Genomic DNA, 12,903 nt, shown 5'->3' with positions numbered 1-12,903 from the left:
GAAGAGGTTAAGGAGCGCGGCCGGAGACGACCAGGGCACTCATGCTGCCGCAAGGACGGGCGCCATAGCGGGACGCCACCCGCTCGGCCACCTCATCAACGATTTCCGACATGCGCTCCGGCGCCCGCGATTCGATTTCTCCGCTGAGCGGCGTGCCCCGGCAGAAAGCGGTCGCGACATCCTGTGCTGTGGCCGCGATGGAGGTCAGTTCGAGCCGCTCGCAGGAAACCGCCTCGAATCCCGCCGATGATACTTCAGCCTTGATCGGGGTGGGATCGAAGTAAGAATATGGCAAGCGCCTGAGGAAATCGGGAGGATCCGACGGGAAGAGGCTTGTCAGGCATTCGTCCACACATCTTGCGAAATCGTTGGCAGCAAGCGAATCCCACGTCGAGAACAGGAAATGGCCTCCGCTCCGCAACACTCTTTTCGCCTCGCCGTGGGCCTTCGGCTTATCCGGAAAGAACATGACGCCGAACTGGCAAACGACGAGATCGAACATCAAAGGGGCGAACGGCAGATCTTGCGCATCCGCGTGCATCCAATGCGTTCGCGACATCGTCACAGATGGTGCGCCGACGTCGATCATCGCCTGGCTGAGATCGGTGGCAACGATCTCTGCGGCCGGATCAAGCTTCGCCCGCAGAGCGCGTGTCAAGGCGCCGGTCCCCGCCGCGACTTCGAGCACGCTGACCGGCTTCGACCGTTCAACTGCGATTGCCATTTCCAACGCATAGGGCTCAAAGAGAATCGGCACGAGAAGGGCTTGGTAAAGGTCGGCGACGCCTGCCCCGAACGGAGGGGGAGACGCGGCAAATGCGGCGCCTTCGATGTTCGCAGAAACTGTCACCACAAGTCTCCAAGCCCAACTCTATCGAAATTGAGATATGGCTGAATCCGCTGTTGTCCACGGGGACGGACCTTGGTCCCAAGCCCCTTCGACCGAAGTCCCCGACGCGGAACGGTCGCCTGACCGCGTCGTTTGAGCGATACGGAAGGAGATCCGCATATGACCCAAAGGAACAGATCTCATACGAATGATGCCTGGAACGTGTCCGTCATCGCCCTCGTCATCGTTCTGGCCGGCCTTCTCTATGTCTTCGGCGCAGCCATGTCAGGCGATAGCCTCCAACTGACCGAGAGCATCAGAGGCGCTGAGGTCTTCGATACCAGGAATCTGCCCTGATACAGTCTGGAAAAACTCTAAAGACGCTGTAGGTTTAGTCGGGAAAGTCTCTTACCGGTATCAAAATGAATTGGCTGCGCCGCTGGAATGCCCGCTCACTCGCCTCGCAATTTTTCATCGCGGGTGGCTTGGTCTCGATCGCCGCCATGTTTCTGGTGGGCATCCTTGTCACTCATCTGATCGAGGAAGCCGTCATTCATAATTCCGGCGCGGCGACGGCTCTTTACGTCGACAGTGTGGTGGCGCCGCTGCTTCCCGACATGCAAACGGAATCGCTGCTGGACGAAGGCAGTGCCCAGGCTCTCGACGAAACGCTCGGCCAGGGGGCGCTTGGCAGGCGCCTTGTCTCATTCAGGTTGTGGCGAAACGACGGCACCATCCTCTATTCGAACGACAAGGATCTGGTGGGTCAGAAATTTCCCCTGAACGCCAAGCTGCAGAAGGCATTCGCCGGCTCGCTCGTGGCGCGCTACGAGATTGCCGATGACCCGGAAAGCGGCGCCGAGCGCGCGCTCGGCAAGCCGCTGATGGAAATCTACAATCCGGTTCTCCAGCCGTGGTCCGGCCAGGCGGTCGCTGTACTCGAATTCTACGAGACGGCGGAAGGCCTTGGCGACAGTCTGGCGCACGCGAGGCTGCAGAGCTGGGGGGCGGTCGCCGCTCTGACAGGCGTCTTTTTCCTCGTTCTCTCCGCCCTGGTGTTTCGCGGAAGCCGCACGATAGAAGCGCAGCGCAGGGACCTCAAAGAACGGGTCAAGGAATTGTCGGCGCTGCTGGCGGAAAATCGCGGGCTCCAGCGGCGGCTGCAGCGCGCTTCGCAGCGCGTGGCGGCGCTGAACGAAACATATCTGCGCAGCATTGGCGCCGATCTTCACGACGGTCCGGCGCAGCACATTGCCTATGCTTCACTGCGACTGGACAGCGATTTATTGATCAACGCATCCACCGAACCCGAAGCACGCGAAAAAGAACTTGCCTGGATACGCTCGAGCCTCGCCGAGGCCATGACGGAAATCCGCAATATCTGCAGCGGACTGGTGCTGCCGCAGATCGAAAAGTCCTCCATCACCGATATCGTACTGCGGGTCGTCGAAGCGCACCGGCACAAGACCGAAACCGTTGTCGAAACGATCATCGACGAGGATGGACCCGAGCTCGCTGCTGCCGTAAAGATCTGTATCTATCGCTTCGTTCAGGAAGCCTTGAACAACGCCTATCGCCACGGCGGCGGCGTTCAGCAGAGCGTGAAAGCCGTGTCGCACAATGGTCATGTTTGTGTGGAGGTCAGTGATCGTGGCGATGGGTTCGACCCGACGGAGGTGAGGCCGACAAGCCTCGGCCTGGTTGGGCTGCGCGAACGCATCGACAGCCTGGGGGGATCTTTCGATATTAAGACGGGTGAAGGCGGAACGACCGTGACCATGACCTTCGAGCCTATGGAAGCTGGAGAGTAGAGATGACACCAATCACCGTCGGCGTCGTGGACGACCACCCGCTTTTTCGCGAGGGCGTAACGCGCAGCTTGTCGGAGATGAGCGACTTCGTGGTCATTGGCGAAGGGGCCAACAGCGAAGACGCTGCCATGATCGCTTCAAACAACCGTCCCGACATCATGCTCCTCGATGTCTCGATGCCCGGCGGCGGATTGGCTGCGATCAGCGACGTCCTGGCGCTGAGCCCGACGACGAAAGTGCTGATGTTGACGGTATCCGAGGAGGTGGACACGCTGCTCGGAGCCCTGCAGCAGGGCGCGATGGGCTACGTTCTCAAAGGTGTCGGTTCACGCGGTCTCGCCGAAGCGATTAAAACCGTCCTCAGCGGATCGCGATATGTCTCGCCGACGATGTCGGCGAAGGCGATGGAAAATTCGCTACATAACGGAAACTCCGACAAGAACAGTCTGACGCCAAGGGAGCGCGAGGTGATGGATCTCGTCGCCCAAGGTCTGTCCAACAAGCATATCGGCCTGCGCCTCAACCTGCAGGAAAAGACCGTAAAGCACCATATGACCCAGATCCTGAGCAAGCTCGGCGCCTCGAACAGGACCGAAGCGGCCCTGCAGTGGCGTGAACGACGATAGCACCGGGTCGGCCTGGCATCTCTGCGGTGGCGTTTTCCGCGCCTTAGCGAAGGAATCGGCTCAGCCGGCTTGCGTCGCTAGCCGTCGCCTGCCGGCTTATGATCGTCCTGCCCTTCGAGTCCTTCATGATATAGCGGCCACTGCGCAGGCTTTCGGTGATGCCGTTCGCGTGGCGAACGTTGATCGACCCATCGGTACCTTCGGTCGCTCTGGCCTTCGATCCTGTCGACGTCGAAGCCGAGGAGGAAGAGGATCCGGCGCTGCTGCTGGAGCTTCCACCTGAGCTGTTGCCGGAGCCACTATTGCCGTTTCCGCCCCCGTTGCCATTGCCTCCCCCGTTGCCGCCTCCTCCACCGTTGCCGTTTCCGCCACCGTTGCCGCCCCCATTGCCGTTCCCATTATTGCCGTCTTTTGCCTCTGCGTGTTTCGCCCTCAGAACGCGAAGGGAGCCGTCGAGGTTAATCGTCACGGGTGATGCGGCAACCACGAAGGCGACGGCAGCGCAGCCGCCCAATCTCAAAAAACCTCGTTTCGAGACAGTCAATGCCATTGCCTTGTTCATCCGTTCTTCGCCGTTCCTACGCCCTTTGGACGCCTGGGAATTTTCGCCTTTCTGAGGGCTAAATGCAACCGGACCTAGGTACTAAGAAAAGGCAGGACTTTGGTCCGGCAAACAGTGGATGCGCCCCTAAAAATACGAGCGCTGCCATCAAAAATACTGCCTCTGCGCGTATATTGTCGACGTTGTCGCGATCGTGATGTTGGATGAGGCGCGGACGCATTTTTCTGGAACTTCTTTCGTCGTGGTCGCTTTTGATTATCAAAATGCAACGGAGGAAACCGCGATGCCGAACCCGAATGAATCACCCGCCGTCCAGTCCTTGCGAAAAGAGCAGGCAGAGCAGCGCAAACAATCCCGAAAGGGCGAACTCGACAAAGCGATCGAAGACACGTTTCCTGCTTCTGATCCTGTTTCCGCCACTCATACCTCTATTCCCGCCGGCCGCAGCGATGTAGAGGCGGCTGAGCGCGTGAAGCGGGAGCCTGATCCGACCGCGATTGACCAAGAGTACCCGCTGGTCGATCAAGCCTTGCGCTCTACCGGACAAACAGCCCGCGCCTCGGACAGATTCGATGCAAATCGCGAAGAGTTGCGCGCGCTTCAGAAAGAAGCCGGCCGGGTGGCCGAATCCGCCTCCGAGCTGGCTTCCGGAACAGCCCGCCTGGCAAAGGCCGAAGCGAAGAGCTTTGTCCAGGACATTGAGGATCGGATCCGCCGGCAGCCGCTGACGGCTGCAGCGATCGTCGCCGGCATCGCCTTCGTCTTCGGCGCAACGCGCTGAGAGGACCACAATGGCGAGCCAATGGACCGGCGGCTGCCTGTGCGGATCCTGCCGATATGAATTCAGCGGCGATCAGCCGCATCCGGGATACTGCCATTGCGACATGTGCAAGAAGGCGACGGGAGGTCCTTTCGCGGTTCTTGTCCAGGCCAAGGTTCAAGATCTCGCCTGGACAAAGGCTTCCCCTGCCGTATACCGATCCTCACCCATCGCGACACGTGGCTTTTGCGGCGCATGCGGAACCCCGCTCTTTCTTCAGTATGACGGCGACGAACTGATCCGCGTGACAGTCGGTTCGCTCGATCACCCCGACAGGATACGCCCGGCAGGTCATTACGGCGTTGAGAGCCGGCTTGACTGGGCCGACTGCGGGCGTGGACTACCGGAGGAGGAAACTCAGGAGCGTTTCTGAAGGATGCCGCGAAAAATTATGCCCGTGACGCCCGACCAGTGAACCAGTAGATTGCGGCCAGCTTCTGGATCTGGCCACCGTCGCGGCGTGAGCCCATGAAAATTGCAACCTACAATGTCAACGGCATCAACGGGCGACTGAACAACCTGCTCCGCTGGCTGAAGGAGGATGCCCCCGATATCGCCTGCCTTCAGGAACTGAAAACCGACGACGCCAATTTTCCGCGAAAGGAGGTCGAACGGGCGGGCTACGGCGCCGTCTGGCACGGGCAGCGATCCTGGAACGGCGTCGCCATACTGGCAAAGGACAAGATACCGATACTGACCCGGCGCGGTCTTCCGGGCGATCCTGACGATACCCACAGCCGATATATCGAAGCCGTCATCGAGGGCATGCTGATCGGATGCCTGTATCTGCCGAACGGCAATCCTTTTCCCAGCGCCAAGTTCGAATATAAGCTTCGCTGGTTCCGTCGCCTGCACGCCTATGCCGCCGAACTGCTCGAAATCGAGGTGCCTTCCATCCTTGCCGGCGATTTCAACGTCATGCCGACGGAGATCGACGTCTATAAGCCGGAGCGCTGGCGAGACGATGCGCTTTTCAGGCCCGAAGTCCGCAAAGCCTATGCCCAGCTCGTCTCTCAAGGCTGGACGGATGCCATCAGGCATCTGCATCCGGACGAGCGCATCTACACCTTCTGGAAATATTGGCGGAACAGTTTCGAGCGCGACGCCGGGCTTCGGATCGACCACTTTCTCCTCAGCCCGACGGTGGCGCCGTGGCTTCGATCGGCGACCGTCCGGCGCAAGCCGCGGGGCTGGGAGCATACGAGCGACCACGCACCCGTCATGATAGAGCTCGATGTTCCCGCAGCTGAAGCCGTGTAAGCGGTCGCAGAATATCAGGGAACCTGCGATGGCTGCCGGAGTTTGCCTGCAAAGGAGATTGTCCGATGCGCACGAAATCCATTCCCGATTCCGCCAAGCTTCCGCCGAAGTCGTTGAATGAGGATACTCAGGACGACGAGCTGCCCGAGGCAGATGTCGACGACCAGCGCAAGCCTCCCGTTAGCATGGGCAACAGCCGCGAGGCGGGCGACGGCGTCCCCGGCTCCGACCCTGAGACAGGCCGCGCCGATCAGAAGGGTCGCATTCCTGCCCCGCAATTCTCCAACCGAAAGTGATCGTCATGGGCGAAAGCAAGAACTATCTCAATACCGACGAAATCCAGGCCGACGACCAGTTGTCGCCGAAACCGGTCGAAGGCAAAGATCCGCCGAGGCATGTGCGCAAAAGCGAAGAAGCCGTCGCAGAAGGCTCCGACGATACGGAGCGCATCCGGGTTCCACCGCCGGTCGCAAATCCCGATTGATATGGTTACAGCATCGCCTCATACGCCAGCGCCAAGGTCGTAGATGCGGCCCGTCAGCCAGGCGGGCCAGTCCCGCTCGAAAAAGGATCTGGCGCTTTCATTCAGTTCGCGGTTGGGACGGGTTGAAAGCCTGATCTCATCGCCTTCGAGCCGGACGACGATCTGCTCCTTGCGATGCGCTTCGCTTTCCTTGCGAAAGCGATAGTGCTCCAGTGGACCGACGCTCGCCAGCGGAAGGAATTCGCCCTGTGCATCGCAGATCGCGCGTGCTCCCCGACTGCCGCCGCCCTTGCCGATGAAGAAGTCCAGCGCACTCAGCACCGCTTCCGAGGCGAGCGCCATGTGCCGCCATTGCACGCCTCGGACCGCTTCGGCCGCGCGGCCGTAGGCGACGCCGTTGGCGCGGATTTCGGCGTTCAGCTTCCGCGCTTCGACCAAGGCCTGGCGGACGCTCCTTTGATCGCAGATGATGCCCGCCTTCTCGCTCATGCGTGCCTGCACCGCCGAGCGGACCACTTTGACGGTGAGCGGGCTTTCGGTCCGCAGCGCGGAAAGAAGATTGGCGATGCCCGCCTCCGCCGCCTCCGGTACACGTCCCGCGGCAGCCCGCTTCGCCCCGCCGCCGGCGCCGATGTGTTCGGCCACCCGGGTGCCGAAGACCTGCCCGGCATTCAGCGCCGCTCCACCGGGCCTTGTTACCCCATGTGTGCCCGCCGCCTCCCCGACCGCGTAGCAGCCACCCAGATTGGTGCGGCCCCAGCTATCGACCATGATGCCGCCGTTCATGTGCTGGTTGTTGACCGCGAACTCCAGCGGCTCTTCGGCAATATCGATCTTGTAGCGGCGATAGAGTTCGATCGCGAGCGGGTTCATATGCTTCAATCGATCGATCGGCATTTCCTGATCGGCGCCAGCCTTGCCGAGATAGAGCCGAACATCCTCGTCCAGCCTTTCCAGGCTGAATGGCAGGTCGCCGGGAACGGGCAGAGGATTGCGGTTGAAGTCCATAAAGACGCGCCGACCCGCTGCGGTCTCACGGTAAATGGCGAGATCGACCAGGCTCGAGCCGAAATCCAGCATCCGGGTGGCGTGGAACGGCCATTGATAGCCCTTGCGGAAGATGTTTGACGCCAACTCCCGGGTGCTTCGATAATATTCCGCCAGGAAATGGTGTTCGGCGCCTTCGCGATCGACCGAATAGATATGTGGGATTGCCTGGACGTACGTGCCGGACAGATTCCACGGGAAGCCCTCCCTGCGCGTCCCGATGCCGAACTGACTTTCGGTCAAATTGACGAGCTCGACGCCTGCCTCCAGCGCCAATCCAAGGGAGCCGAAGCAGCCGTTGGGATAAACGCTGTCGCGATAGAGTTCGCCCGGGCCGCCGGCGGCGAGCACAATCACGTCACTCACGAACAAGGCGATGCCGAGCGGGTTCTCCTGCCTACGGTCGCCGGCGCGCATGACGAGCATGCCGGCGACATGACGATCAGCCCCCGAGCCCTCGGTGAGGATTTTGACCGCGGTGGTCTGGTTGTAGAACGGCACGCCGAGCCGGATCGCCTCCTCCGCCAGCACCTTGACCATCAGCCGCGACGTGCGCGGGCCGCAGCTGGTGGCGCGGCCGACCTCGTCATGGTCGGTCTGATATCTCAGCGTTCCGCCAAGCGGATCCTGGGGCAGCGGCAGCCCCAAGAACTGCAGCGACGCCATCATCCGCGATGATCCCACCGCCTCGACATAGGCCGTGTCTTCGTCCATGGCGCCGCCGCTGCCGATGGCGCGGGCCATCGCCCTGTAATTATCGCCCTGATCGGCCGTGTTTGCGGTGTGAAGGGTTTGCTTATCGGAGCCTGAGCAGGCCGAGGTTCCGCCCCATGCACTTTGACTGATGATGACGACATCGACGCCGCGCCGCTTCATTTCCACCGCCGCACGCAAACCCGCAGCGCCGGATCCGACGACGACGCAACTGGCTGGGTGGATCGGCACGTCGATGCCTGCGAGGCGGGCTACTCCGGAAGCAGGAGCCTCCGGCGGAAGCCGCGGCATATCGACGTCGGTCAGTGCGTCAAGAATTTCCTGCGGAACGTCTATTGTCATCGGCTCGCCACAATCAATTGAGCGGGATATCCACCCAGCGTCTCTGCCGGGAGGACTCCATGCATGCGTCGACGATCTGGCAGATATGGTGGCCGGTATCGAATGTCGGCCACATCGGTTTGTTTGCGACAATCGATCGGATCACCTCCGCCACCTCGATGATCTTGCTTTCATTATAGCCAATGCCGAAATTCGGCAGCGGAAGGAAGGCCCTGAAGGTGGGGTTCTCAGGACCGACGTCGATCTCGCGAAATCCCCGGCGTCCCGTGCTGTCGTCGTTGGAGTAAAAACGCAGCCGGTTAATCTCGTCATAGGTATAGGCGATGCTGCCCTTCGTTCCGTAGATTTCATAGGTCTGCATGAATTTGCGGCCGGTGGCGACGCGGCTGAAGTCGACGATGCCGGCGGCGCCGTTTTCGAACCGGCACAGCAGGTTCGTCGCGTCGGGATTGGTGATATCGGCCCAGGCCTCGTTGCCTGACAGTTTCACCTGCTCCCCATAGGCAAGCCCCTCGACGATCGGCCGGCGCGTGGTGACGATGAGATTGTCGGCGATCAGGGAGCTGACGCGGCCAACGAGGAAATCCATGAAGCTGAAGATGTGCGAACCGGTGTCGCCGACGATCCCGGTCGGCGCGAGCTTGCCATCGGCACGCCACATGTAGGGCGCTGTGGGATCCCCATACATGTCGACATGCTGGCAGCCGCGAAACAGCTTTATCTCGCCGATTTCACCGGATTCGATGATCTCTTTCGCCAAATCATGAACGGGGTTTCGGGGAAACGCGTGTCCGACACGTGTAATGACCCCCATCTCTTTAGCGATCTCGGCCAGCTCCCGCGCTTCATCGGCGGTGTTTGCCAGCGGCTTCTCGCAATAGACATGTTTGCCGGCCAGCAGCGCGGCCTTGGCCACCGGATAGTGAAGATGGTCGGGCAGACAGATATCGATCAGATCGACTTCGGGATCGGTGACCGCCAGCTTCCAATCCTGGTAGATCCTGGCCACCGGCGCCCTGTTGCCGATATCCTGCGCTACGTCAGGGTTGCTGTCGACAAGCGCCACGATCCGCGCCGTTCCGCCCGACACGCCGAAGAAATGCTGAAAGGTCTGATAGGCCATCGTGTGGACCTTTCCCATCCAGCCCGAGGCGCCAAGCACTGCAACTTTCACTTCAGACATCGTCGTTACTCCTTAGCGGATCTCGGCGCGGGCCCGCGGCCTCGTATCATTGCGCTCATCGGCGAAGATCGCCGACGGCAGCGCAGGCAGGCCCCGGATGAGGTCCGATCCTTTTTCGCCGACCATGATCGTCGGCGCGTTGGTGTTGCATGACGGCACGCGCGGCATGACGGAGGAATCGCAGACCCTGAGGCCTTCCACGCCGTGGACCTTGAGATCGAGCCCGACAACCGCGTCAGACCCGCTTCCCATCTTGCAGGTGCCCACCGGATGATGGTCGGTCTTGGCATTGGCGCAGCCATAGTCAAAAAGCTGCTCGTCAGTCATGACCTTGGGCCCGGGAAGCCTTTCGGCCATAACATAGGGTTTCAGCGCCGCCTGCTGCATGATTTCGCGGGCGATCTTGAGCCCCTCTAGCGACATCTTCCTGTCATGGGGATCGGCCCAGTAGTTGGGATCGATCAAGGGAGCCGCAGCGGGATCGGCGGATGAAAGACGCACCGTCCCTCGCGAGCGCGGATGCAGATAGGCCGAGTTGAGCGTGACCCCGGCGTTCCTGAGCCGCTCGACGCCTGCTTCAATGCCTGAACCCAGGCCGAGGTGGAACTGGATATCGGGAGACCGTGCGTCGGGATCGGCATACCAGAAGCCGCCAGTCTCGAAGAGCGACGAGGCGACCGGACCGGTGCGGAAGAGAATATATTGAATTCCGGCCCACAGTGTCCGGTGGAGCTTCGCGACGCCGTCATAGGTGTGATCGCCGGTGCATTCGGCGATAACGAAGAGATCGAGATGGTCCTGAAGATTGCCGCCGACGCCGGGCAGATCGTGGAGGGGCCTGACGCCAACCGAGGTCAAATGGTCGGCCGGCCCTATCCCGGACTGCAACAGGAGCTTCGGCGATCCGATCGCGCCTGACGAGACCAGGACTTCGCGCTCAGCCCGCACGACCTCCAGACCGTGTCCGGTCGCGATTTCGACGCCGACCGCGCGACCCGCCTCCAGCATGATGCGGACGACGCGCGCGCCCTTCCGGATCATGAGATTCTTTCGGTTTTTGATTGGCGAGAGATAGGCGAACGATGCCGATGACCGGCGGCGGTTGCGCTGGGTGAGCTGATAAAATCCGACGCCGGCCTGCTGGCGGCCGTTGAAATCGTGATTATAAGGTATGCCGAGCTCCTGACCCGCGCGAATATAGGCGTCGCAGATCGGCAACGGTGCAGCCGGCATGGAGACACCCAGCGGACCGCCATAGGCGTGGTAGTCGTCTGCGAAACGTTGATTGTCCTCAGCACGTTTGAAATAGGGCAGGATCGAACGGTAGTCCCAGCCCTCGCAGCCGTCTTCACTGGCCCAGAGATCATAATCGGCCGCGTTTCCGCGGGTGTAGAGCTGCGCATTGATCGACGAGCCGCCGCCGATGATCTTTGCCTGGGTATAGCGAAGCACTCTGTCCTTCATGTGCTTTTGGGGAACGGTTTCCCATCCCCAACTAGCGACGCCCTTGGTCATCTTGGCGAAACCGGCGGGCATGTGGAAAAGGGGATTCCAGTCACCTCCGCCCGCCTCCAGAAGCAGTACCTTGACATCGGGATCTTCGCTGAGGCGGCTTGCAAGAACGCAGCCCGCAGGACCGGCACCGGTGATGATATAATCGAATCCCATTTTACTGTCCTATTTGAAGCCGGCGCGCATCAATGGATCTGGCTGTGTCTGCAAATCCGTCGATGCGATGTGATGGGCAACTCTGAGCGCTTGGCTGGCGACGGTGAGCGCCGGATTGACTGCAGCCGATGTGGGGAGAAAACCGGCGTCGACGACGAAAAGATTGCCGTGATCGTAGGATCGGCAGTATGGATCCAGTGGCGCTGTTGCCGGGTCGTTTCCGATGCGGATCGTTCCGCACTGATGGGACGGCGTGCGTTTGTCGAAGGGTCTGGATAGCACGATCGGAAAACCGATCGACCGCAGGATCGCCTTCAGCTTGGCGACAAGCGCAAGATGCGCGTCCCAGTTGGTCCTCTGCCATTTAAGGATGATCCGATCGCCGTCGACCATTACGCGGCTTTCGGGATTCGGAACGTCCTCGCTCATCGCATAGAAGTCGATGGCATGGTCCGTCATGAAACGCAGAAGCCATTCCGGCGCCTGCGGCAGAGAGCCTTTGAGGACCTTTTCGGAAATACGCCCCAGCAACTGCACATTGCCGAGCGGCGGTCCGCCCTCCCCGTCCGAGAGATAGAAGTCGTTGAAGGCGAAGGTCTTCTGGTAGACGGCGGTGTTCCTGAAGCGCGGCGAGACCGCTATCACGGCCGAGGCGTTGTGGTTCATGAAGTTGCGGCCCACCTGATCGGAAGAGTTGGCGAGCCCCCTCGGGAAGCGGTCGTTCTTCGAACGGAGCAAAAGCACGGATGACTGGACCGCACCGGCGGAAAGAATAACGATCCTGGGCGAGACGGTCAGCGTCTGTCCGTCCTTGACATAGCTGATCCGGTCGATCCGGCTCCCCGCCCCCGTGTCGAGCCGCATCACCCGTGCATTGGTCTCAAGCCGCACGTTCTCGTGTTTCAGCGCCACCGCGAGCCCTGCGGTCTCGGCATCCATCTTGCCATCCTGCGAATTCGGATGCGCATCCCAGGGCGTGCGTGCCTTGGAGAGCCAGGCATCGAGATCCAGGCCGAGCGGCAGCGAAAACGGATGCAGTCCTTTGGCCTTGAGGCGTGCCCTGACGTCGGCGACCGGCGCCTCATCGGGCACGGGCGGGAATTCGTAGGCAACCGAGTGATGCGGTTCGGTCGGATCTTCGCCAAGACTGCCGCGAACCTGATACATCAGCTCCGCCTTCGAATACCAGGGCTCCAGCTCTTCATAGGGAAAGGGCCACGCCGGCGACACGCCTTCCCGATGTTCGATGACGTCGAAATCCTCTTTGCGGTAGCGTGAGAGGACGGCGCCGTAGAATTTCGAGTTGCCGCCGACATTGTAATAGTTGCCGGGGTTGAAGCCCCTGCCGTTCGCCTCGTACCACGTCTCATTCGGCCGGAAATGGCCACGCTGGAAGATGGCGCGCTGGTCGCGATTGACGGGAAGATCAGCAATATGATCGCCGGCTTCGAGGACCAATATCTGCGCACCTGATACAGCCAGGCCGGCAGCGACGGTGGCGCCGCCGACGCCCGAGCCGATGATGACGATGTCTGGTGAACCGCTCATGTCAACACC

General features: G+C 61.0%; 14 protein-coding genes. 8 read left to right on the top strand and 6 right to left on the bottom strand.

Going from position 1 to position 12,903, the window contains the following annotated elements:
* Positions 1 to 7: 7 nt before the first annotated feature.
* Positions 8 to 850: a class I SAM-dependent methyltransferase gene (locus NMA58_RS07095; protein ID WP_434712793.1), complete on the bottom strand. Its 843-nt coding sequence runs from the start codon at positions 848 to 850 to the stop codon at positions 8 to 10.
* Between the two features lie 159 nt (positions 851 to 1,009).
* Between NMA58_RS07095 and NMA58_RS07090 the strand changes: the two genes are divergently transcribed.
* From NMA58_RS07090 to NMA58_RS07080, 3 genes are all read left to right on the top strand, one after another.
* Positions 1,010 to 1,186 carry a hypothetical protein gene (locus tag NMA58_RS07090; RefSeq protein WP_176536270.1) on the top strand — a complete coding sequence of 59 codons (177 nt, stop codon included), beginning with the start codon at positions 1,010 to 1,012 and terminating at the stop codon, positions 1,184 to 1,186.
* A gap of 65 nt (positions 1,187 to 1,251) precedes the next feature.
* Positions 1,252 to 2,640: a sensor histidine kinase gene (locus tag NMA58_RS07085; RefSeq protein WP_434712792.1), complete on the top strand. Its 1,389-nt coding sequence runs from the start codon at positions 1,252 to 1,254 to the stop codon at positions 2,638 to 2,640.
* A 2-nt stretch (positions 2,641 to 2,642) separates the two neighbouring features.
* Positions 2,643 to 3,266: a LuxR C-terminal-related transcriptional regulator gene (locus NMA58_RS07080; RefSeq protein ID WP_434712791.1), complete on the top strand. Its 624-nt coding sequence runs from the start codon at positions 2,643 to 2,645 to the stop codon at positions 3,264 to 3,266.
* Positions 3,267 to 3,309: 43 nt separating this feature from the next.
* Here the strand turns inward: NMA58_RS07080 and NMA58_RS07075 are convergent, their stop codons facing one another.
* Positions 3,310 to 3,816, bottom strand: coding sequence for a hypothetical protein (locus tag NMA58_RS07075; protein WP_430960433.1), 507 nt, complete (start codon positions 3,814 to 3,816; stop codon positions 3,310 to 3,312).
* Between the two features lie 295 nt (positions 3,817 to 4,111).
* On the opposite strand from NMA58_RS07075, the gene NMA58_RS07070 reads away from it, so the two are divergent.
* The 5 genes from NMA58_RS07070 (at position 4,112) to NMA58_RS07050 (ending at position 6,392) form a co-directional block, all read left to right on the top strand.
* Entirely contained in the window at positions 4,112 to 4,609 is a 498-nt protein-coding gene (locus NMA58_RS07070) for a hypothetical protein (RefSeq protein ID WP_183701055.1), read from the top strand.
* 10 nt (positions 4,610 to 4,619) lie between these two features.
* Positions 4,620 to 5,021, top strand: a complete 402-nt coding sequence (locus NMA58_RS07065; RefSeq protein WP_434712790.1) for a GFA family protein — start codon at positions 4,620 to 4,622, stop codon at positions 5,019 to 5,021.
* A 95-nt stretch (positions 5,022 to 5,116) separates the two neighbouring features.
* Entirely contained in the window at positions 5,117 to 5,908 is a 792-nt protein-coding gene (gene xth / locus NMA58_RS07060) for an exodeoxyribonuclease III (protein ID WP_097598728.1), read from the top strand.
* A gap of 65 nt (positions 5,909 to 5,973) precedes the next feature.
* A complete protein-coding gene (locus NMA58_RS07055) occupies positions 5,974 to 6,204 on the top strand; it encodes a hypothetical protein (RefSeq protein ID WP_097598729.1) in 231 nt (76 codons plus the stop codon).
* A gap of 5 nt (positions 6,205 to 6,209) precedes the next feature.
* Complete coding sequence (locus NMA58_RS07050) at positions 6,210 to 6,392, top strand: hypothetical protein (RefSeq protein ID WP_064696150.1); 183 nt, start codon at positions 6,210 to 6,212, stop codon at positions 6,390 to 6,392.
* Between the two features lie 18 nt (positions 6,393 to 6,410).
* Here the strand turns inward: NMA58_RS07050 and NMA58_RS07045 are convergent, their stop codons facing one another.
* From NMA58_RS07045 to NMA58_RS07030, 4 genes are read right to left on the bottom strand one after another with little or no spacing between them, the layout of a single operon-like run.
* Positions 6,411 to 8,495: an FAD-binding protein gene (locus NMA58_RS07045; RefSeq protein WP_434712789.1), complete on the bottom strand. Its 2,085-nt coding sequence runs from the start codon at positions 8,493 to 8,495 to the stop codon at positions 6,411 to 6,413.
* 13 nt (positions 8,496 to 8,508) lie between these two features.
* Complete coding sequence (locus tag NMA58_RS07040; RefSeq protein WP_434712788.1) at positions 8,509 to 9,678, bottom strand: Gfo/Idh/MocA family protein; 1,170 nt, start codon at positions 9,676 to 9,678, stop codon at positions 8,509 to 8,511.
* 12 nt (positions 9,679 to 9,690) lie between these two features.
* On the bottom strand, positions 9,691 to 11,346 hold the full coding sequence (locus NMA58_RS07035; RefSeq protein ID WP_434712787.1) for a GMC family oxidoreductase: 1,656 nt from the start codon (positions 11,344 to 11,346) through the stop codon (positions 9,691 to 9,693).
* 9 nt (positions 11,347 to 11,355) lie between these two features.
* Complete coding sequence (locus NMA58_RS07030) at positions 11,356 to 12,894, bottom strand: GMC oxidoreductase (protein WP_434712786.1); 1,539 nt, start codon at positions 12,892 to 12,894, stop codon at positions 11,356 to 11,358.
* Between the last annotated feature and the right edge of the window lie 9 nt (positions 12,895 to 12,903).

Source organism: Rhizobium sp. YTUHZ045 (genome assembly GCF_051124255.1).
In the GTDB taxonomy this organism is placed as follows: domain Bacteria; phylum Pseudomonadota; class Alphaproteobacteria; order Rhizobiales; family Rhizobiaceae; genus Rhizobium.
Note: the sequence above shows the minus strand (reverse complement) of the source record. Positions and strands in the feature narration are given on the sequence as shown.

Coding starts and splice junctions, on each gene's coding strand:
- NMA58_RS07090 (WP_176536270.1), top strand. CDS start 1,010: ATGACCCAAAGGAACAGATCTCATACGAATGATGCCTGGAACGTGTCC.
- NMA58_RS07085 (WP_434712792.1), top strand. CDS start 1,252: ATGAATTGGCTGCGCCGCTGGAATGCCCGCTCACTCGCCTCGCAATTT.
- NMA58_RS07080 (WP_434712791.1), top strand. CDS start 2,643: ATGACACCAATCACCGTCGGCGTCGTGGACGACCACCCGCTTTTTCGC.
- NMA58_RS07075 (WP_430960433.1), bottom strand. CDS start 3,816: ATGGCATTGACTGTCTCGAAACGAGGTTTTTTGAGATTGGGCGGCTGC.
- NMA58_RS07070 (WP_183701055.1), top strand. CDS start 4,112: ATGCCGAACCCGAATGAATCACCCGCCGTCCAGTCCTTGCGAAAAGAG.
- NMA58_RS07065 (WP_434712790.1), top strand. CDS start 4,620: ATGGCGAGCCAATGGACCGGCGGCTGCCTGTGCGGATCCTGCCGATAT.
- xth (WP_097598728.1), top strand. CDS start 5,117: ATGAAAATTGCAACCTACAATGTCAACGGCATCAACGGGCGACTGAAC.
- NMA58_RS07055 (WP_097598729.1), top strand. CDS start 5,974: ATGCGCACGAAATCCATTCCCGATTCCGCCAAGCTTCCGCCGAAGTCG.
- NMA58_RS07050 (WP_064696150.1), top strand. CDS start 6,210: ATGGGCGAAAGCAAGAACTATCTCAATACCGACGAAATCCAGGCCGAC.
- NMA58_RS07045 (WP_434712789.1), bottom strand. CDS start 8,495: ATGACAATAGACGTTCCGCAGGAAATTCTTGACGCACTGACCGACGTC.
- NMA58_RS07040 (WP_434712788.1), bottom strand. CDS start 9,678: ATGTCTGAAGTGAAAGTTGCAGTGCTTGGCGCCTCGGGCTGGATGGGA.
- NMA58_RS07035 (WP_434712787.1), bottom strand. CDS start 11,346: ATGGGATTCGATTATATCATCACCGGTGCCGGTCCTGCGGGCTGCGTT.
- NMA58_RS07030 (WP_434712786.1), bottom strand. CDS start 12,894: ATGAGCGGTTCACCAGACATCGTCATCATCGGCTCGGGCGTCGGCGGC.